Source organism: Pseudomonas sp. DTU12.3, assembly GCF_004124275.1.
Classification (GTDB): Bacteria; Pseudomonadota; Gammaproteobacteria; order Pseudomonadales; family Pseudomonadaceae; genus Aquipseudomonas; species Aquipseudomonas helmanticensis.
The window spans coordinates 581043-600091 of the sequence record NZ_CP027218.1 but is presented as its reverse complement, the minus strand read 5'-3'; the positions used below and the strand labels follow the sequence as shown (position 1 = coordinate 600091).

Here is a 19049-nt window from a genome sequence, read left to right as displayed (position 1 = left end):
TCAGAGGGTGTTGACGTATTCGACTGGCAGCAAGACCGTGTCCAGATCTGCTGCGACTGCAATATCGCTATTGCTCGCCATCCCAATGAAACACCAGATTGCGTGCCGCGCCGCTGCCAACATCGGTCGTGTCGTGGCGGGTTACGCCATTGCGTGTAGCTTGCACGGTGTATTTTCCCGGCGGCAGTTGCACGTAAACCAACGGCCCGGCCTGCGTCAGATTGAGAACGGGCTGACCCTGGGCTTTTGCGATAACCACATCTACATCGGGAATGTATTTGTTCTCCACTCCGATGGAAAACGTCATGTGCAAGTTGTAGCCGGTGGTTTGCTGGATGGCTCTGGACTCATCTTCGCCGATCCCGCCGGACAGATAACTGACACCGTTCTGTTGTTGCTGCTGAACTTGCACGCCCGCATTGTCGATCGGCTCAAGACTGGCTGCCTGCAACATCCCCGCACACATCAAGGCAATTACAGCGGCGACGGGCAGCATGAAGGTTGGAACGCGTTTCATGATCACGACTCCCGGGCTCTGGCAGAGCCCAACCGTTACTCCTTTTAGATTTTGCAAATGGGGTCGCGTTTTAGATTGATTGGAAGTTGGCGGGTGTACGAAATGGACTACAGACCAATACCGTCAATTGCGTCTTTCATCGGCAACGTCCTGCAACACCCATCGCTGCTTCCTGCGAACTTTGCCGTCTGTCCCGACATACGCAAACGGCGACTCTTGGCATGCTTTTACGTCTGTTCCCAATGACGCGGAAGTCCCGATGAACCAGCTGAAACCTGCTGATACGCAAGACCCGAAAATTGATTCATTGCTGGGGGAGCTCGGCGAATTGATTCGTCAGGCGCGGCAAAAAGTGCTGCGCGCGGTTGATACGATTCAAGTGCAGACCTGCTGGCAGATTGGCAGATTGGCAGATTGGCAGATTGGCAGGCATATCGTCGAGTTTGAGCAACAGGGTGCCCAGCGTGCTGGCTATGGCAAACGGCTGATTGGCCTGCTGGCGAAGGATCTGACTGGACAGTTCGGGAAAGGCTTTGATGAAACCAATTTGTGGAAGATGCGCCTGTTTTATCAAAAATTTCCAATTCGAGACGCACTGCGTCCTGAATTGAGCTGGACCCACTATCGCCGGCTACTGCGGGTCGAAAGCGAAAAAGCGCGCCATTGGTACATGGAAGAATCCGCCACACTGAACTGGTCAAGCCGCGCCCTCGATCGCCAGATTCTCACGCTCTACTACGAGCGACTCCTCATGAGTCGAGACAAAGCCGATGTGATCGAAGAAGCCACCACCAATATCGAAGCGCTGAAATGCAGCCCGCGCGAGTTCATTCGCGACCCGGTCATGCTCGAGTTTCTCGGCCTGCCCTCAGCCGGCAAGGTCAGGGAAAGCAGTCTCGAACAAGCCCTCATCGACCACCTGCAGGGATTTTTGCTCGAACTGGGCAAAGGCTTTTCCTTCGTCGCCCGCCAACAACGCATCAGTACCGACGGCGTCGATCTGTACATCGATCTGGTGTTCTACAACTACCTGCTCAAATGCTTTGTGATCATTGACCTTAAACGCGGCAAGCTCAGCGCCCGCGATGTCGGGCAGATGGACATGTATGTGCGCATGTACGACGAACTCATGCGCAGCGAGGGCGACCAGCCGACCGTCGGGATCATTCTGTGCGCGGAGAGCAGCGAGTCGGTGGCGCGCTACTCGATGCTCAAGGGCAACGAGCAACTGTTCGCCAGCAGCTACAAGACGATCTTGCCGAGTGAGGAAGAGTTGCGCGCAGAACTCAATCGCGAACAGGCCTTGATCGAGGAACGCCTGCTGACTGAATCCACTGAATAAAATCTGTGGTTTGTTGCGGCGCGGCACTGCGGCTATCGTTGGCAGCTTAACCGCCAAGGTCGAGTGCGATGAGCTATCAGGACACGCCCGCTATGCAGGATATGCCGTCAAGGTCAGCGACTCTGAAGGCCATGTCAGGTGAACCCTTCAAGGAAGCCGCCGCCGACGGTTTTGTCCTGGGTGGTTTCATCTGGCGCCATGCGTTGCCCGATCCCCTGCGTGCGGTGGTCATCATCAACGCTGCGACGTCTGTGCGCTGCCGCCACTACGGGCGATTCGCGGCTTATCTGTTCGCCAATGGCTTCGACGTGATCACCTATGACTATCGCGGCATTGGCGAATCGCGATCCGCCTCGATCAAAGGGCTGGACGCGTCATGGACAGATTGGGGCGCCCTGGATTTCGAAGCGATGCTCAAGCGGGCGCAACGGCAGTTTCCCGGGCAGCCGATTGATGTGGTCGGTCACAGCTTTGGCGGTTGTGCGGCGGGACTGGGTGAGTCCGGGCGAGTTATCCGACGGTTGGTCACCGTCGGTGCGCAGTTCGCTTACTGGCGCGATTACGCCCCCGAACAGCGCTGGCGGATGTTCGGCAAATGGCATTTGCTGATGCCGTTGCTGACGCTGCTCTGCGGCTATTTTCCCGGAAAGCGTCTCGGCTGGCTGGAAGACACGCCAAGCGGCGTCGTGCGTGACTGGAGCACGCCTGCCGCGCGTTATGAACAGCGCCCCAGCGGTCGCGCATTGCTGGAAAAAACCGGCGCCCTGCCCTTCGCCAACGTCGGCGCACAAACCCTCGCCATCAGCATCAGCGATGATCCCTACGGCACGATTGCGGCCATCGAACGCCTGCTCGGCTACTTCAGCAATGCGCAAAAAACCCACCTGCGCATCGCCCCACAGGACATTGGCGAACAACAAGTCGGACATTTCGCCTTTTTTCGCAGCGCATACCAAGCCACACTATGGCCCATCGCTCTGACCTGGCTGCAAACCGGCGCACTGGCCCCCGACACACCCGGGCGGCAAGTCCCGCGCAGCTAAGCCCCAATCAACGCACGACGGAACACATCATGGCCTCCGCCAACAAGCAGCAGAAACGCGCCACCCGGGCCAAAGCCAAGGCCAAGCAGAACCGCACCAAACGCGCCGAAGCGCCGGTCGAACTGGACCCGAACGACGATCGTATCGACTTCGAGTCGGTGGATCTGACCGAGCTGTTCAAGAAAATGATCGACGCCGAAAAGATCAGCCAGCAAGCCCTGTGCACTGCGTTCCTCGAAGATCCGCTGCTGGAACTGGTCTATGAGCAGGAAGGCGAAGAGGGCGCAATGGATTTCATCCTCGCCGCCCTGATCGAGTATCGCCAGTGGTCGCAGGAAACCGACGAGGCCGGCGCGCTGGCGTGGATCGAATCACCGGCCTTCCAGGCCGACTATGTGGCGGCGTCCGACGCGATCGCCGCAAACACCCAACAGAAGAACTGAACTCCCATGGCATCCCTGAACAAGCAACAGAAACGCGCCAAGCGCGCCAAGGCCAAAGCCAAGCAAATCCGTATGGTCGGCCGCAAGCCGCTGGAGCAGGACGAAGACCTCGACCACCTCGCCGAGCCGATCCCTGAATACACCCTGGCGATGTTCAGCAAGATGCGCGACGCCGAAGCCATCAGCCGCAACGAAATGCTGCTGACCCTACTGCGCGAACTCGCGTTCGTCATCGTTGATCATCCAGAACTGCTGGACATGGAAAACGCCGATGACGAAGGCATGGCCGCCACCCACTTGGCCGCCGACATGTTGATCGACTACCGCATGTGGGCTGAAGGCGTAACGATCGAAGAAGCCCAGGCCTGGCTGAGCGAGCCACAGTTCATCACCGATTTCGGGGTTGCGCTGGATGCTTATGGCAAGTCGGTGGAAGCGCAGGAAGACAAGAGCGAATAAACCCCGCTCACAAACAAAAACGGCCGCTCGTCATCACTGACAGCGGCCGTTTTTGTTTGGATGGCTTGGTCACCCTTTGTCCGATGACAATGTATATCCCATTGACATATCCCAAGCGCAGCCTATCCTGAGCTCATCGCAGGAGCAGACCTTGGAGGTCAAATATGGAACAGACCACAATTTTCATGAGCAATAGAAGTCAGGCAGTTCGACTGCCAAAGGCAGTTGCGATGCCCGGCGACGTTAAACGAGTGGAAGTCATCGCGATTGGCAGAACACGCGTCATTACGCCTGCTGGAGAAAGCTGGGATAGCTGGTTTGATGGCGACAGCGTCACACCTGATTTCATGGCTGACCGTGAGCAACCTGCTGATCAGGAGCGCGAGTCGTTCTGATGATCAAATACATGCTGGATACCAACATCTGCATCTTCACCATCAAAAACAAACCACAAATTGTCCGGGAGGCCTTCAATCAACATTCCGGGCAGTTGTGCATCAGCGCTATCACGCTTATGGAGCTTATTTACGGCGCTGAAAAGTCGGCGTCCCCTGAAAAGAATCTAGCGATTGTCGAAGGATTCGTTGCGCGATTGGAGGTCTTGCCTTTCGACAATGACGCCGCAGCACAGACCGGTATGATCCGGTCTGAACTGGCGAAAGCTGGAACACCGATTGGGCCGTACGACCAAATGATCGCAGGCCACGCGCGGTCGCTTGGACTTATCGTAGTCACGAACAATGTGCGGGAATTTGAACGTGTTTCCGGATTGCGTATTGAGGATTGGGTTCATCCCGTTTGAGCAGCGCTCACAAACAAAAACGGCCGCTCGTCATCACTGACAGCGGCCGTTTTGCATTACGCGTTGCGGATCAGTTCAACACCACCGCGCCACGTTTTTCCAGCTTGCGACGGCGTGCCACCAGCAAACCGGCAGCCACCACCATCAGGCTCAGCAGGCCAGTCGCGAGAATCTCCACGCGATGCGCTTCCTGGAACAGCATGATGGTCAGGGCCGCGACGATGAAGATGATCACCGCGTAGGTCAGGCCCGGGAACAGCCACATGCTGAATTCGATTTTCTCGCCGCGCGCCACGCGTTGTTTGCGCATGCGCAATTGCGAAAAGGCGATTACCAGGTAAACCAGCAGGGCAATGGCGCCGGAGCTGGCCAGCAGGAATTCGAACACCGCAGCCGGGGCCACGTAGTTGGCGAAAGTGCAGAGGAACGCTGCGCCGGTCGACAGCATCACCGCCCAGTAAGGCGTGCCGCTTTTATTGGTGCGGGTCGACATGGCCGGGGCATCGCCACGTTTGCCGAGGGAGAAGAGCATGCGCGACGAGGTGTATAGCGCCGAATTCAGGCAGCTGGTTACCGCGACCAGCACCACGATGTCGACGATCATTTTCGCGTTAGGAATGCCCATGCGCTCAAGCACGGTCTGGTAGGAACCGAGGTTGGCCAGCGTAGGATCGTTCCAAGGCACCAGGGCCACAACGATGAAGATCGACACGAGGTAGAACAAGCCGATCCGCCAGATCACCGAGTTGGTTGCTTTGGAGATTTGCTTGCCCGGGTTTTTCGATTCCGCGGCCGCGATGGTCACGATCTCGGTACCCATGAAGGAGAACATGGTGGTCAGGATTGCACCCAGTACCGCGCCCATGCCGTTTGGCAGGAAGCCGCCGCTGTCGAAAAGGTGCGACACACCGCTGACCTGGCTGTTCGGCAGAAAGCCGAAAATGGCCGCAAGACCAAGGCCGATAAAGCCGATGATCGCCAGCACTTTAATCAGCGCAAACCAGAATTCGAACTCGCCGTAATTCTTCACGCTGAACAGGTTGGTGACCGTGAGCAACATGGTGATGATCAGCGCGAAAGCCCAAATGCCTACGCCCGGGAACCAAGCGTGGAGGATGGTCGCGGCGGCATTGGCTTCCAGCGGAATCACCAACACCCAGAACCACCAGTACAACCAGCCGATGGTGAAACCGGCCCAGTGCCCGATGGCACGGTCGGCGTAAGTCGAGAACGAACCGGTGTCCGGCGAGGCAACAGCCATTTCGCCGAGCATGCGCATCACCAACACCACCAGGGTACCGGCGGCGGCATAAGCCAGCAGCACGGCAGGGCCGGCGGCAGCGATGGCGTGGCCGGAGCCAACGAACAGACCGGCGCCGATCACACCGGCGATCGACAACATGGTCACATGACGCGGTTTGAGCCCTTGTTCAAGGCCATTGGAGCTTGGGGTACTGCTCATCGAAACTACCTTTGCGAGGAAAGCGATTCAGTCCGTCCTGCCTGGTGTGTTCTTTCTCGTAAAAAGAAACCAACAGGGCGTTCCGGATTCTGCACGCAATAAATGCGCCAAAATGTTTCAAAGTCTTCTGAATCGCGGCTTTGAGCGCGACCGGACGGTCATCGCAAGTCCTTGAGATTAATGGCTATTCGCCAGAACGTTACCCTGCGACTCACTTTCAAGACAAATCAGCGCACCAGAAACACACTGAAAAAGTGTGGGATGCACAATAAAAGGGCGAATCGTGTACGTTCGGCCGGATAGCGCTTCCAACACCCCGCCAAAGCTGGCAACATCGCGCCTTTTTTTACGAGACACCCCGGGTTTGCACGATCAAACACCCGTTCGGTTGTTGATGGGGCGACAGTCTGCTGTGCCGATGCGACAACCTGCCACACGCCACCCGTTTACCGCTCGCAGCGCTGTTGGCTGCCATTGAAACGCTATGCTAGCTTGGCCGCCTCGCCAGGAAGGCCATCCAACAGCTGGAGCGCAACATATATGAGGAACGCACATGGCTGAGGCCACGCCCGCGCTTGAAATTCGCAACCTGCACAAACGCTACGGACAGCTTGAGGTGCTCAAAGGCATCTCGCTGACCGCCCGCGACGGCGATGTGATCTCGATCCTCGGTTCCTCCGGTTCCGGCAAGTCCACGTTCCTGCGTTGCATCAACCTGCTGGAAAACCCGCACCAGGGCCAGATCCTCGTGGCCGGTGAAGAACTCAAGCTCAAGGCCGCCAAGAATGGCGAACTGGTTGCCGCCGACGGCAAACAGATCAACCGCCTGCGCTCCGAGATTGGTTTTGTGTTTCAAAACTTTAATCTGTGGCCGCACATGAGCATCCTCGACAACATCATCGAGGCGCCGCGTCGCGTGCTCGGCCAGAGCAAGGCCGAAGCCATCGAAGTCGCCGAAGCGCTGCTGGCCAAGGTCGGCATCGCCGACAAGCGCCACGCCTATCCGGCGCAATTGTCCGGTGGCCAGCAACAACGCGCGGCGATTGCCCGCACGCTGGCGATGCAGCCGAAGGTGATCCTGTTCGACGAGCCCACCTCCGCGCTTGACCCGGAAATGGTTCAGGAAGTACTTAGTGTCATCCGCGCATTGGCCGAAGAAGGCCGCACCATGCTGCTCGTGACCCACGAAATGGGTTTTGCCCGTCAGGTCTCCAGCGAAGTGGTGTTCCTTCACCAAGGCCTGATAGAAGAGCAAGGATCGCCTCAGCAGGTGTTCGAAAACCCGCTTTCGGCGCGCTGCAAACAATTCATGTCCAGCAACCGCTAACGGAGCAACATGCATGCAGAATTTTAAAAAGGTCTTCCTGGCCGCCGCCGTCACCCTCGCGTTCAGCGCCGGTGCCATGGCTGAAACCCTGAAGATGGGCATCGAAGCGGCTTACCCGCCGTTCAACAACAAAGACGCCAGCGGCAACGTGGTCGGCTTCGACAAAGACATCGGCGACGCCCTCTGCGCGAAGATGAAAGTCGAGTGCACCGTGGTCACTTCCGACTGGGACGGCATCATTCCGGCCCTGAACGCGAAGAAGTTCGACTTCCTGATCTCCTCGCTGTCGATCACCGAAGAGCGCAAAGGCGCGGTCGACTTCACCGACCCGTACTACTCGAACAAGCTGCAGTTCATCGCACCGAAAAACGTCGACTTCAAAACCGACAAGGACTCGCTGAAAGGCAAGACCATCGGTACTCAGCGCGCCACTCTGGCCGGTACCTGGCTGGAAGACACCTACGCCGATGACATCAAAGTCAGCCTCTACGACACCCAGGAAAACGCCTACCTCGACCTGACTTCCGGTCGTGTCGACGCGATCCTCGCGGACAAGTACGCCAACTATGACTGGCTGAAAAGCGACGCCGGCAAGAACTACGAGTTCAAGGGTGATCCGGTCGTAGAAAGCGACAAGATCGGCATCGCTGTGCGTAAAGGCGATCCACTGCGTGAGAAGTTGAACGCCGCTCTGAAGGAAATCGTCGCCGACGGTACCTACAAGAAGATCAACGACAAGTACTTCCCGTTCAGCATCTACTGATCCTGACCTGTGGGACTGGCGCCTTGATGCAACGGCGCCGGCTCCCGACTTTGCCTGCCGCAATTTGAACAGAACCCCATGATTATCGACCTCTACGGATTCGGCCCGGCCCTCGCCGCCGGCGCGCTGATGACCGTCCAACTGGCCCTTACGGCCCTATGCCTGGGACTGGTGCTCGGTCTGCTCGGCGCCTTGGCCAAGACTTCCCCGTACAAGCCGCTGCAATGGCTTGGCGGCACTTATTCGACGCTGGTACGTGGCGTTCCGGAATTGCTCTGGGTGCTGTTGATCTACTTCGGTACGGTCAACCTGATGCGCGCCCTCGGTGAGTACTTCGGCAACCCCGACCTGCAACTCAATGCCTTCGCTGCCGGTGTGATCGCCTTGGGCCTGTGTTTCGGCGCCTACGCCACGGAAGTGTTTCGTGGTGCGATCCTCGCCATTCCCAAAGGCCACCGTGAGGCCGGCGAAGCCCTGGGCCTGTCGAAATGGCGGATCTTCACCCGGCTGATCATGCCGCAGATGTGGCGTATCGCCCTGCCCGGCCTGGGCAATCTGTTCATGATCCTGATGAAAGACACCGCACTGGTCTCGGTAATCGGTCTTGAAGAAATCATGCGTCACGCGCAAATCGGCGTAACCGTGTCGAAACAACCGTTCACCTTTTATATGGTCGCCGCGATCATGTACCTGGGCCTGACCGTGCTGGCGATGTCTGGCATGCACTTTCTGGAAAAACGCGCCGCCCGCGGCTTTGCGAGGAGCGCTTAATGAACTGGGAAGTCATCATCAAGTGGCTGCCGAAACTGGCACAGGGCGCGACCCTGACCCTGGAACTGGTGGCCATCGCGGTGATTGCCGGTCTGCTGCTGGCAATTCCGCTGGGCATCGCCCGCTCCTCGAAGCTGTGGTACGTGCGCTCGTTGCCCTACGCCTACATCTTCTTTTTCCGTGGCACGCCATTGCTGGTTCAACTGTTCCTGGTTTATTACGGCCTGGCGCAGTTCGACGCGGTGCGTGAAAGCGCGTTGTGGCCATACCTGCGCGATCCGTTCTGGTGCGCGACTGTGACCATGACCCTGCACACGGCGGCGTACATTGCCGAGATTCTGCGCGGGGCGATTCAGGCGATTCCTCCGGGCGAGATCGAAGCGGCGCGGGCCTTGGGCATGTCCAAACCCAAGGCGATGTTCTACATCATCCTTCCGCGTGCCGCGCGCATCGGCCTGCCGGCCTACAGCAACGAAGTGATCCTGATGCTCAAGGCCAGCGCCTTGGCCAGCACCGTCACCTTGCTGGAACTGACCGGCATGGCGCGCACGATCATTGCCCGCACCTATCTGCCGGTGGAGATTTTCTTCGCGGCAGGCATGTTCTATCTGTTGATGGCATACGTGCTGGTGCGCGGCTTCAAGCTGCTGGAGCGCTGGCTGCGCGTCGATGCCTGCCAAGGGCGTTGATTCTTCCCACGTGCTGACGGGCGAGGACTTACTCGCCCGCTTCACCGCGCTGGATGTTTTTCTCACAACGCATCAGGCGCTGTGGAAACCTCGACCGTTCACACATCTTTCGCTTGCCTGGGAAGCTTCCTACCCGGAACTGGCCTTGTGGTTACGCGGGAGGTCGCTGGAAGACGCGGAAAACGCTCACAACCAACCGGCTGATCTTGTTGATGCGCCGGAGCCGTTTGCTTCGTTGGCGGCGTTGTCGGCTGAGCTGAGTGCGGTCGGTGAGTTGCCGGGCCATGCGCTGGAATCTGCGGGGCATCGCTTGAATGTCGATGTACCGGGGCGTAAATGGCTGCAGATCGAAGCATTCGCCAGTCGTTTGTCCTTTGCTGCGCAGCCAACACATTGGCTGGACTGGTGCTCTGGCAAAGGACACCTGGGACGGCGGTTACTGGCCGCCGGGCAACAGCTGACTTGCGTTGAGTACGATCCGGCATTGGTCGCCAGCGGCCAGGCATTGAGTCAGCGTCATCATTTACACGCCCTGCATGTAGAACAGGACGTGTTGGCGGCTGACGCCTCAACCGTATTGAGCGCTGCTCACACGCCCGTCGCCCTCCACGCTTGCGGTGACCTGCATGTACGCTTGATGCAACTGGCCAGCGCTGTCGGTTGCCAACACATGGCGATCGCTCCTTGCTGCTACAACCGCACCACCAGCCACGAATATCAGCCATTGTCCTCGGCCGGATCGGGAACCCTCCTACGTCTATCGCTGGAAGATCTGGCGCTGCCGATGAGCGAAACCGTCACCGCTGGTGCACGCGTCCGACGTCAACGTGACATCTCGATGGCTCGTCGCCTGGCCTTCGACTTGCTGCAACGGCAGGTGCGCGGTGTCGACGAGTACTTGCCGACGCCATCGTTGCCCAGCGCCTGGCTGGAGAAACCCTTTGCCGATTACTGCCGCGATCTGGCCGCGCTCAAAGAGTTATCCACAATCGGTTCGCAAAACTGGGATGAGATAGAGACCGCCGGTTGGCAGCGTTTGGCCGCAGTTCGCAACCTCGAATTGCTCCGCGGAGTTTTCCGACGACCATTGGAGCTTTGGCTGAATCTGGATCGGGCACTTTTCCTCGTCGAGCAGGGATACCTCGTACGACTCGGCACCTTTTGCGCTGCGCCGCTGACTCCACGTAATTTGCTCCTGCTGGCCGAGCGTCAATAATTCTCGACCACCTGTGGATAACTCTGTTGATGGTTTTTCCGTGGATCCAATATCCACGCCTGTTTCGACCACTTAACACTGCTGGTCATTTTTTGTTCACATGAATAAAAAACCTGTAAAACAGGGATTTGCGAACAAAATGAGAATGCGTTCACAAAATCTCGTCCAAACCAGTCCTTGACCCTCGCCGTTGTGCATAAGCTGCCAATCAAAACGACATAACCGCCGAATAAAGCCCTCGCCGAGTGAATAATTGCGGCCTCCTGCCAGCCTTGCTATACAGGGGCACAACGCGCCGACAGGCACACACGAACAAGAAAAATCAGACCGACAGGAAGCGACCGTGACGTTTATTTCTTACGCGCAGAACTTTGAAGATGTTCGCCTGTGGCGCGCACTCAAGCAGTTTGAACACGGTTTCTACATCGACGTCGGCGCCAACGACCCGAGCCACGACTCGGTCACCAGAGCCTTCTACGATCACGGCTGGCACGGCGTAAACGTCGAACCGATGCAAAATTACTACGACGCACTGTGCCAAGCGCGACCACGCGACGCGACCGTACAGTGCGTCGCCAGCGACCAGCCCGGCGAAATGACCTTCTACGGAATTCCCGGCACCGGCCTCTCCACCGCCGACCCCGCCGTCGCCCAGCAACGCAAAGACCTCGGGATGGACGTGCGCAGCCTCACCGTCAAAGCCCGCACCCTGACTTCGATTTGCGAACAATATGCTGCCGATCGGCCAATCCATTTTTTGAAGATCGACGTCGAAGGCCACGAAGAAACCGTCCTGCGCGGCATGGACTTCAGCCGCTTCCGCCCATGGATCATCGTCATCGAAACCCCATGGCAACGCGACCACACGTGGGAACACCTGGTCACCGATGCCGGCTATCAGTCGATCCTGTTCGACGGCCTCAACACCTGGTTCCTCGCCGACGAACACCTGAGCCTCAAACCCGCATTCGACATCCCACCGTGCAACCTCGACAACTTCCAACTGTGCCAGGGCCACGCCCTCGCCCATCCACTAAGCCCCAACGAACTCGACACCGCACAACAACTCGCCGACGCTCTGCACCGCGCCGAACAGGCCGAAGCGCAACTGTTTGCCTTGCAAAACAGCCGCACCGTGCGGGCAGTGCAAACGCTGCGGAATGTACTGCGCAGGGCCTGATTTGCAGAGATGCAAAAATAGTCTGAATTCAGGGGTTTACAGAAATTATCCAGTCGCTATAATCGTCGCCCACACGCCGGTATAGCTCAGTTGGTAGAGCAACTGACTTGTAATCAGTAGGTCCCGGGTTCGACTCCTGGTGCCGGCACCATACAAAACGAAGCCCCTGCAGAAATGCAGGGGCTTTGTTGTTTCTGAGTCAGCCAAGAAGAGCCCCAAACGAGGATCAGGCAGGATACAAATCCCGCAATGCCTCAGGATGCTGACTTGCAACACGCAAGAGAGTCTGCGCTGCACCCGTCGGCTGCCTACGCCCCTGCTCCCAATCCTGCAAAGTCCGCAGACTCACACCGATTAGTTTGGCAAACGCACTTTGAGAAACGCCCACTTTGGCACGCGCTTCTGCTGCCGCAGATAGCGGCACTTGAGTCACGCGCGCAGCCTTTCCAGCCTTCATCTGACGTACAGATTCCAGCAAGTCCTGCTGGAATTGCTCCAGTTCATCGACCATCGCTGATTTCCTCCTTCAGTTGCTTAAGGAAGGCTAAGGGCAAATCGTCAAACTTTGCCTTGGTATAGGCAATGAGTAACCAGATCGAGCCTTCAGAAAGCGCATTGTAATAAATGACACGTGCGCCGCCTCGTTTACCCATGCAGCTACGAGTCCAGCGCACCTTGCGCATACCACCACTGCCAGGCACGACATCACCATTCAACGGATTTGCAGCAAGCCAATTTATGAATTCATCGCGCTCACCCTCATCCCATATGGCTTCGGCATAACGCTTGAAAATGTCCGTTTCGATAATTGTATACATGGATCGCACTGTACGGCCATGCCGTATAAACAAACGATAAACGTTTTCCAGGAAAATGCGACGAAATATGTAGCGGGAAATCCTGAGAAATCTGCTGTAACGAGAAGCCAGGCAAAGCCATTACTGGCCACGATTGCGCGCCTGCTAATCCCCAAGCTACCGTCAAACCCGTCGCTGCCAATTCAGCGACCGGGCCTGATAACCCGCGTAAGATACAGGCGCACCAGCGCCCCAACTCACGTTTGCCGGCGCATTTTTTGTGTCTGCATTACCGTGCAATGGCGGCTGTGCGTGGGAGACCTTCGGGTCTGCCGGGTTCCTGTATCTCCGGTTTATCAGCCCGCGCATAGCTGCCACCCATTCGTCTGATAACGAATTGGCAGCTCTCATTTGATACAGGGAGTTCACAAATGAAAGCCATTGATCCGTCAGCAACCCCGGTCACTTCACGCCGCCCTACTGGAACTGCAGGTGAAGCAAAATGACCCATTCTCAAGATCTGAAAACACTCGGCCTCACCCACTTTTCATTTCAATCCAATCAAGCGATGTTCCGCACCAACCGTGGTGTGCCGGTGCAAGCCGCCCTTTCCCACGCATCCCACTTGCTTCACATCTCACGATTGCTCACTGCGGACTCTTCAGTCGGGCGCGATCCTGATCTTCATGCTTATGCCTCGCAGTATCTGCAGGAATTGAGCAAGGCGCTGATCGATGATGTGGTGAAAGTGATGGATGCGCCGCCGGACAAGCCGTTGATGTAACCACCGTTGTAAGGCCCTCGCTGATGCGAGGGCTTTTTGCGTTTCAGACCTGACTGATCTCAAGCACAAACGAAATCTTCTGCTGACTCGCGCTCCACACATAGCGCAAATGCTTACCCTGCTTCGGAATCGAAACGGTTGGCGGTCGAAACGCGGCGACGCATTCATGCCCCGGCAAACGAACACTGTTATAGAGCAGTCCCCACGACTCGGTTTCGCGCAGTTGCCGGGCGAATAGCTGAGACGGCCCATAAGCCTCAGGATCCGGATTGTGCAGCTCGGGGTGATCGTGGCGGATATCGTGCAGCGGTTTAACCACCCGATTAACGTAAGTCCGCATGGTCAATTCAAGATCCGCTTCTTGGGTCGCCGCAAGAAATCGTTCCTGGTGATAACAGGTCTCGGCGATGGCAGCAGCCTGACTGCTCGCAGCGTAGTAAACGCCGAAGGTACCATCGCAGAAACGACTGCGTTTGCCGATGTGGGTAAACGCAGCCATCACCGGAGTCGAGCCGGGGCCGGAGAGTCGATCTTCAGGTCGCACTCGGGCGAGAACGCCAGCCTGTTCGATCAGGCGATCATTGGTCAGCGCTTCAATCGCGTAGGCAACTTCCAGGTCTTCGGGATCGAGCACGTCTTCGAATAACGCAATCGGCGGGAAACTGCTGTTGACGATCCGATAGGCTCTCGGCCACGTCACATCAACCATCTCTGGCACCTTCAACCGCGCACCCCATCGAGGTAGCGACGCACATCGGCGATATCGACCACGCGTCCGGCGAGCATGTAATCGAGCGCCGTTTGCCCATTGAACGGCGCCGCGGTGTTCGGACTACTGACCCATGTGTACGCGCGCTCACGGCTGTTGCTGAAGATGATGCTCAACGCCTTGTGAATACCCATCAGATAAGAGATGCGCTCAAGGGTATCGTTAGGCAGACGTATGTTCGGCAGGTGTTTGTATTTGTAGAAGGTGGTGTTGCCGACGCCACCGAGCAATGTGCGTTGCTGCTCGGCGCTGCAGCCCCAGCGCTCCATGAGGTTAAAGAAGAACTTCAGCGCGACGCGACCGGCTTCGGGGGCGTCGAGTTGTTCGCGTGGGGTGAGGGCTGGAGATGAGGTAGGCATAGACGCCTCCTGATTTTTTGTCTTAGCTGAAGACTAGTACATAACTGTAATTTTTTAGAGTTTTGATACACAAACGAACGATCGTAATGATCAAACGCACAGAAGCCGGAGTTGAGCCGGCTTATGTATTTCTGCGTTATTTAAACAATTCTGAATGGCTCCCTAAATCCACAAACGTGATCAGGTCTGGGCGTGTGTTCTCGTAAATCATCAGAAAATCGCCACCGATATGACACTCGCGGAATCCAGACCAATCTCCAGTCAGCGCATGATCCAGATATTCTGCCGGTAGTTGCTGCCCCAAGAACAACATCGCCATCACATTCCGGACGTCGTTCATGTCTCGCCTTCCGGCACGGTTATAACGATTCCAAGACTTCTTGAATTCAGAAGTCTGTGCACACTGTTTAGGCCGATCAGCGCGTTTTTGCGTTTTCTCCGGTTTCGCCATCAGCAGTCCTCAGCATGTCGTCTATCGAGTCGAAACGCTGACGGATTTCTCGTGCTTCCATCATTGCGCGGGCCGTTTTCTCTGATGGAACTCGCACCTCGAAGGGAAGCCCCTGAGTGGCAACAACCTGCCGCAGAAAAAGTCGCATGGCGTCGCTAATGCTCAGCCCGCAAGCGTTTAAGACTTCAGTGGCACGCGCTTTCAAATCCTCATCAATGCGGCAGCGCACATCGGTAGTTTTCAGTAGTGCAGCCATCTCAATTACCTCATCGTGATTTTGTAGCTACATCAGCGCTACCTCTACATTGTGGTCGGAGGGATCTTCGTCGGTCAACGCGAAGTTGATAGGTGGTTATCCACCGCCATGGCTTGCATGCCAGACATCCATTTCAACTCCTTTGACAGGTAGGCGCTATCAGCTAAATCGTTACTTTGCCTGAGACGTATCTGCGCATGACGCAGGCAATAACCTCGGAAGATGTAAGCTGTTTCTCTTCGAAAAAAATCGCCCCACGCACCAAAACCACGCACTTTTTTTGACCCCCATCACCCCCATCCCCCCAAAAACCCCGATCCTGTGTCAGCTTCCAGCCATCGGCAGGGACATCAATTCGCTACTAAACCCGCGACAACTATGCTCAGGTGCAGGAATATACCCAGCATATGGCCGCCGGACCGGCGGTCTCGTAAACAACAATACCCAGCCCACTTTAGAGGGCATTACCCATGGATAGCAGAACCTTACGCAACCTCATGCGCATCGTGCAGACCGGCTCTTTGTCGGCCGCAGCCGAGCATTCGTGCCTGACTGTGCAGGCGCTGGCCGCGCAGTTGAACAAGGTCGAAGAGCAGTTCGGTTTCCGCTTGTTTCGACGTTCCAACAAAGGGCTGACGCTGACGCCGCAAGGCACCGAGCTCACGCCTTATATGGACAAAGTGCTGATTGCCACGCGACAGATGGAAGAAAAGGTCGAGGCGCTGAAGGTGCCGGGCCAGCGGACGTTGAAGGTTGCGCTGAACAACACGTTGTCGCCTGACTTCAACCGGCGAATGATCGGGCGCCTGATCGAGGTGTTTCCCGATTATCAGATGGAATTCAGCTACGCCGAGTCGATGGAAAACCTCAGCAAGCTGAAGAACGAAGACTTTGACCTAGCGGTGCTGATCGGGCCGCAACGGCCGGGTTTGCCGAGCATCGTTTTGCCGGACGTGCAGGTGCAGGTGGTCGGTGCGCATTGCGGCCAAGTGAACGATCCACTGACGTTGCTGGGCAACAAGTTTCAGGTACGTCCTGCGGAAGATTGTCCGTATTCCCACAGCTTTTTGCGTTTTCTCGACGCAGGGCTTGGCAATCACGAGAACGGTCAGCGCATGGTCTATTCGTGCAGTGAAACATTGACGTTGTCGTTGATCACGCAGATGGACGCGGTCGGCATGGTCTCGCGTGAGGCTGCGCAGAAAAACGGCCTGACGATTTTTCCCGGTTTCGAGGATTTTCTCGAAGTGCGCCTGGCGGTGAACAACTCGGATTTGTCGCGGCAGGCACTCAGTGATGTCGTCGATTTGCCGTTACATGAACGAGCCGAGCGCAATGTACGCAGCCGTCCCAACCGCCACACTGAGAAAGAGGTTTTTGCTGAAATACGCACATAACAACGTCGGAATGGCTGCATAGAATTCCGGGCGGTCGAGCTGTATGTGCTGATCCTTGATCAACAAGGGAGTCAGGCTGATCGCAGCGACGATCGCCACCGGCAAGTATTCCAGCGCCCGCGCGATAAACGGCGGCCAGTGCTCGGTATTCACTTGCAGGGGCAAGGCGCGTGGCAGGAAGGTCACGGCCATCATCAGCGCAACTACCAGAATCAGGAACGTTTGGTCAGGCATACACCCACTCCGCAGCCCACAAACGTGGCGATAAACACATTGAACGGCGAGCTGCCAACCAGGCTCAGCGCGCCCATGCACAGCACCGCTGCCGCAGCGGCGATGAGTTTGTTGCGGGTGTTGCACAGCGACACCAGCACGTAGAGCATCATTGCCGTCAGTGCATAGTCGAGCTGATATTTGATCAGGTGCGCGGCATATTGCGCGCAGACCGCGCCGAGCAAACCACCGAGCACCCACGAGGTGTGGCAGAACAGGTTGAAGCCGATCAGATAACGCACATTGACCGGCGCGCCAGTACCGAGTTTCACACTGTGAAAAGCGAAGGATTCGTCAGTCAGGCCACCGGCGTAGCACCAGCGCTCCATGCGGCTCAAACCGAGTGCGCGCAGGGCCTTGGCCATGTAAACCGACATCAACATGTGTCGCGCGTTGATCAGGAACGTGGTCAGCACAATGGTGGTCAGCGAGGCACCGCTGGAGATCAGCGCCAGCGCAGCGAATTGCGAAGCGCCGGCATAGACGAACAAGCACATCGCCACCGGCAGCCACATCGGCAACCCGGCGTTGACGGCCATCAGCCCGAACACGAATGACACCGTGAAGTACCCGGCGACCACCGGGCTGGCTTCGGCAAACGTGCGCGACGGCTGATGGTTGACCATCAACGGCGCACTGCCGGACGTTTCATTCATAGATCCCTCTCAAATGTCCGTTCGCCATGGGGCTCGCAAAAACCCTGGGCAGTCCAAAAACGCTTGCCCGCGAGGTTAGCATCGTCGACGAACAGAAACATCCGCAACACGCCGACACGCTTCATGTCGGACGAAGCTGCTTCCACCAGACGCTGGCCGACGCCCTGACTGCGATAGCGCGGGCTGACCGCCAGATGATTGATCGTGCCCCGGCTGCCGAGCATGCCGCCGAGTACCGCACCGACGATTTCGCCAGCGACGTCGAAGGCGAGATACGACGTGGTGGTTTTCTGGATCAACACGCCGCGCAGGCATTTGGCATCCTGCCATTCGCAGAAGGACACTTCGTCGAACTGGCGGAAGAAGCGCTCCATGCGCTGCGCATCCTTGGCCGTGGCGCGTCGCAGCACCACTGGCGTCGAGCATTCGACGCCATCGATTGGGGTGATCTGATTAGCGAACAATGTCGAAAGCGGTCCCGGGCCGCGAGAAGGAAATCGCCAGAATCTGCCGATACGCCATGGCATGGGTGTGGGTGTTGCGCGCTGGCGTCACGTAGTGGCGCATGTCGCGATCGAGAAAGTAGGTGGTGTCGAGAATTTCCTGGTAAGTGGTCGACGCCAGTTGATGCTCGTGGATGTCGTACAGACGACTCTCCGCACCGTCGACATTGTTACGGCCCCAGAAGTGCACACCGCTGAACGGGTAACCGTCGCAATGAATGCCTTCAGGGGTGATTTCCAGTTGCTTGCCCGGTTTGATCTCGATGCGGATCTGATGGATCTGGCACTGCCAGATTTCATCGTGCAGCTCTTCCGGCAGCACGCTTTTGTACACTTCGAAATCGGTGTCGATCAGGCTGCGCATCACCGGCGACGTGATCACTTCATCGGAGAAGTCCTGGAAGTGTCGTACCAGGCCACCAACGTAGGCGTTGTTCTCTTTCGATTGCACGTACGCGCGATGCTCGAGTTGCGTCAGCTCGCGGGTTTTCGGGTTGTACTCGAAGTCGCTGTAACGACGGTAACGCATGCCGGCTTCGGCCTGACCGTAGTAGCTGTCAGGCTCCATGTTTTCCCAACTTTTGGTCAGTCTGACGAAGTCGGCAAAATGACCGTAGAGATTGAAGTCACCACCCTGGACGTTGACATATTTGTCGCGCCGTAGCGATTCGCCCACTTCTCTGTTCAAAACGATCATTACCAAATTCTCCGCTGCGTTGAGCGGCCTAATCTATTAGGTGGAGAATTTGCGTCCATGAGAAAGAATTTCAGGCATTTGAAGCATTGTTTG

26 protein-coding genes and 1 tRNA gene are annotated in these 19049 nt (G+C 57.1%); 15 read left to right on the top strand and 12 right to left on the bottom strand.

Features of this window, described 5'->3' with window-relative positions:
- Positions 1–67: 67 nt before the first annotated feature.
- Entirely contained in the window at positions 68–517 is a 450-nt protein-coding gene (locus tag C2E19_RS02690) for a carboxypeptidase regulatory-like domain-containing protein (RefSeq protein ID WP_129387736.1), read from the bottom strand.
- A gap of 259 nt (positions 518–776) precedes the next feature.
- Here C2E19_RS02690 and C2E19_RS02685 point away from each other — a divergent pair, with 259 nt between their 5' ends.
- The 6 genes from C2E19_RS02685 to vapC all read left to right on the top strand — a co-directional run bounded on the left by C2E19_RS02685 (position 777) and on the right by vapC (position 4606).
- A complete protein-coding gene (locus tag C2E19_RS02685; RefSeq protein ID WP_129387733.1) occupies positions 777–1859 on the top strand; it encodes a YhcG family protein in 1083 nt (360 codons plus the stop codon).
- A gap of 68 nt (positions 1860–1927) precedes the next feature.
- A complete protein-coding gene (locus C2E19_RS02680) occupies positions 1928–2902 on the top strand; it encodes an alpha/beta fold hydrolase (protein WP_129387730.1) in 975 nt (324 codons plus the stop codon).
- Between the two features lie 29 nt (positions 2903–2931).
- Entirely contained in the window at positions 2932–3345 is a 414-nt protein-coding gene (locus C2E19_RS02675) for a hypothetical protein (RefSeq protein WP_053116577.1), read from the top strand.
- 6 nt (positions 3346–3351) lie between these two features.
- Complete coding sequence (locus C2E19_RS02670) at positions 3352–3804, top strand: hypothetical protein (protein WP_129387726.1); 453 nt, start codon at positions 3352–3354, stop codon at positions 3802–3804.
- A gap of 164 nt (positions 3805–3968) precedes the next feature.
- Positions 3969–4199 carry a type II toxin-antitoxin system VapB family antitoxin gene (gene vapB / locus C2E19_RS02665; RefSeq protein WP_129387723.1) on the top strand — a complete coding sequence of 77 codons (231 nt, stop codon included), beginning with the start codon at positions 3969–3971 and terminating at the stop codon, positions 4197–4199.
- Entirely contained in the window at positions 4199–4606 is a 408-nt protein-coding gene (gene vapC, locus C2E19_RS02660; RefSeq protein WP_129387720.1) for a tRNA(fMet)-specific endonuclease VapC, read from the top strand. Before vapB ends, vapC begins: the two co-directional genes overlap by 1 nt.
- A gap of 70 nt (positions 4607–4676) precedes the next feature.
- Here the strand turns inward: vapC and gabP are convergent, their stop codons facing one another.
- On the bottom strand, positions 4677–6068 hold the full coding sequence (gene gabP / locus C2E19_RS02655) for a GABA permease (protein WP_129387717.1): 1392 nt from the start codon (positions 6066–6068) through the stop codon (positions 4677–4679).
- A 553-nt stretch (positions 6069–6621) separates the two neighbouring features.
- Here gabP and C2E19_RS02650 point away from each other — a divergent pair.
- The 7 genes from C2E19_RS02650 to C2E19_RS02620 all read left to right on the top strand — a co-directional run bounded on the left by C2E19_RS02650 (position 6622) and on the right by C2E19_RS02620 (position 12165).
- On the top strand, positions 6622–7395 hold the full coding sequence (locus C2E19_RS02650; protein ID WP_007909167.1) for an ABC transporter ATP-binding protein: 774 nt from the start codon (positions 6622–6624) through the stop codon (positions 7393–7395).
- A gap of 13 nt (positions 7396–7408) precedes the next feature.
- On the top strand, positions 7409–8158 hold the full coding sequence (locus C2E19_RS02645; RefSeq protein ID WP_034153033.1) for an ABC transporter substrate-binding protein: 750 nt from the start codon (positions 7409–7411) through the stop codon (positions 8156–8158).
- Positions 8159–8236: 78 nt separating this feature from the next.
- The gene (locus C2E19_RS02640; protein WP_129387713.1) at positions 8237–8929 is read left to right on the top strand and encodes an ABC transporter permease; all 693 of its coding nucleotides are present in this window, start codon (positions 8237–8239) and stop codon (positions 8927–8929) included.
- Positions 8929–9618, top strand: a complete 690-nt coding sequence (locus C2E19_RS02635; protein ID WP_129387710.1) for an ABC transporter permease — start codon at positions 8929–8931, stop codon at positions 9616–9618. The genes C2E19_RS02640 and C2E19_RS02635 overlap by 1 nt, the downstream gene beginning before the upstream one ends.
- Positions 9599–10834 (top strand): methyltransferase, encoded by a 1236-nt coding sequence (locus C2E19_RS02630; protein ID WP_129387707.1) that lies wholly within the window; start codon positions 9599–9601, stop codon positions 10832–10834. The genes C2E19_RS02635 and C2E19_RS02630 overlap by 20 nt, the downstream gene beginning before the upstream one ends.
- Positions 10835–11177: 343 nt before the next feature.
- Positions 11178–12014, top strand: a complete 837-nt coding sequence (locus C2E19_RS02625; RefSeq protein WP_129387704.1) for an FkbM family methyltransferase — start codon at positions 11178–11180, stop codon at positions 12012–12014.
- Between the two features lie 75 nt (positions 12015–12089).
- Positions 12090–12165 (top strand) — tRNA-Thr (locus tag C2E19_RS02620).
- 75 nt (positions 12166–12240) lie between these two features.
- Here C2E19_RS02620 and C2E19_RS02615 read toward each other — a convergent pair.
- Positions 12241–12525, bottom strand: a complete 285-nt coding sequence (locus C2E19_RS02615; protein ID WP_164979401.1) for a DNA-binding transcriptional regulator — start codon at positions 12523–12525, stop codon at positions 12241–12243.
- Positions 12515–12832 (bottom strand): transcriptional regulator, encoded by a 318-nt coding sequence (locus C2E19_RS02610; protein ID WP_129387701.1) that lies wholly within the window; start codon positions 12830–12832, stop codon positions 12515–12517. Before C2E19_RS02610 ends, C2E19_RS02615 begins: the two co-directional genes overlap by 11 nt.
- A gap of 481 nt (positions 12833–13313) precedes the next feature.
- Between C2E19_RS02610 and C2E19_RS02605 the strand changes: the two genes are divergently transcribed.
- A complete protein-coding gene (locus C2E19_RS02605) occupies positions 13314–13595 on the top strand; it encodes a DUF3077 domain-containing protein (protein WP_129387699.1) in 282 nt (93 codons plus the stop codon).
- Between the two features lie 43 nt (positions 13596–13638).
- Here the strand turns inward: C2E19_RS02605 and C2E19_RS02600 are convergent, their stop codons facing one another.
- The 4 genes from C2E19_RS02600 to C2E19_RS02585 all read right to left on the bottom strand — a co-directional run bounded on the left by C2E19_RS02600 (position 13639) and on the right by C2E19_RS02585 (position 15430).
- Entirely contained in the window at positions 13639–14304 is a 666-nt protein-coding gene (locus C2E19_RS02600; RefSeq protein WP_129387696.1) for an RES family NAD+ phosphorylase, read from the bottom strand.
- 11 nt (positions 14305–14315) lie between these two features.
- Positions 14316–14723, bottom strand: a complete 408-nt coding sequence (locus C2E19_RS02595) for an MbcA/ParS/Xre antitoxin family protein (RefSeq protein WP_008080521.1) — start codon at positions 14721–14723, stop codon at positions 14316–14318.
- Between the two features lie 136 nt (positions 14724–14859).
- Positions 14860–15174: a type II toxin-antitoxin system YafQ family toxin gene (locus C2E19_RS02590; protein WP_129387693.1), complete on the bottom strand. Its 315-nt coding sequence runs from the start codon at positions 15172–15174 to the stop codon at positions 14860–14862.
- Positions 15140–15430 carry a type II toxin-antitoxin system RelB/DinJ family antitoxin gene (locus C2E19_RS02585; RefSeq protein WP_034151912.1) on the bottom strand — a complete coding sequence of 97 codons (291 nt, stop codon included), beginning with the start codon at positions 15428–15430 and terminating at the stop codon, positions 15140–15142. Before C2E19_RS02585 ends, C2E19_RS02590 begins: the two co-directional genes overlap by 35 nt.
- Positions 15431–15900: 470 nt before the next feature.
- Between C2E19_RS02585 and C2E19_RS02580 the strand changes: the two genes are divergently transcribed.
- Positions 15901–16827: a LysR family transcriptional regulator gene (locus C2E19_RS02580; protein ID WP_129387690.1), complete on the top strand. Its 927-nt coding sequence runs from the start codon at positions 15901–15903 to the stop codon at positions 16825–16827.
- Here the strand turns inward: C2E19_RS02580 and C2E19_RS02575 are convergent.
- The 4 genes from C2E19_RS02575 to C2E19_RS02560 all read right to left on the bottom strand — a co-directional run bounded on the left by C2E19_RS02575 (position 16744) and on the right by C2E19_RS02560 (position 18956).
- Complete coding sequence (locus C2E19_RS02575; protein WP_007909127.1) at positions 16744–17061, bottom strand: AzlD domain-containing protein; 318 nt, start codon at positions 17059–17061, stop codon at positions 16744–16746. The genes C2E19_RS02580 and C2E19_RS02575 overlap by 84 nt on opposite strands.
- Positions 17040–17756, bottom strand: a complete 717-nt coding sequence (locus C2E19_RS02570; protein WP_129387687.1) for an AzlC family ABC transporter permease — start codon at positions 17754–17756, stop codon at positions 17040–17042. Before C2E19_RS02570 ends, C2E19_RS02575 begins: the two co-directional genes overlap by 22 nt.
- Positions 17753–18130 (bottom strand): GNAT family N-acetyltransferase, encoded by a 378-nt coding sequence (locus C2E19_RS02565; RefSeq protein WP_053116558.1) that lies wholly within the window; start codon positions 18128–18130, stop codon positions 17753–17755. The genes C2E19_RS02570 and C2E19_RS02565 overlap by 4 nt, the downstream gene beginning before the upstream one ends.
- 79 nt (positions 18131–18209) lie before the next feature.
- Positions 18210–18956, bottom strand: a complete 747-nt coding sequence (locus C2E19_RS02560; RefSeq protein ID WP_129387684.1) for a 2OG-Fe dioxygenase family protein — start codon at positions 18954–18956, stop codon at positions 18210–18212.
- Positions 18957–19049 lie beyond the last annotated feature (93 nt).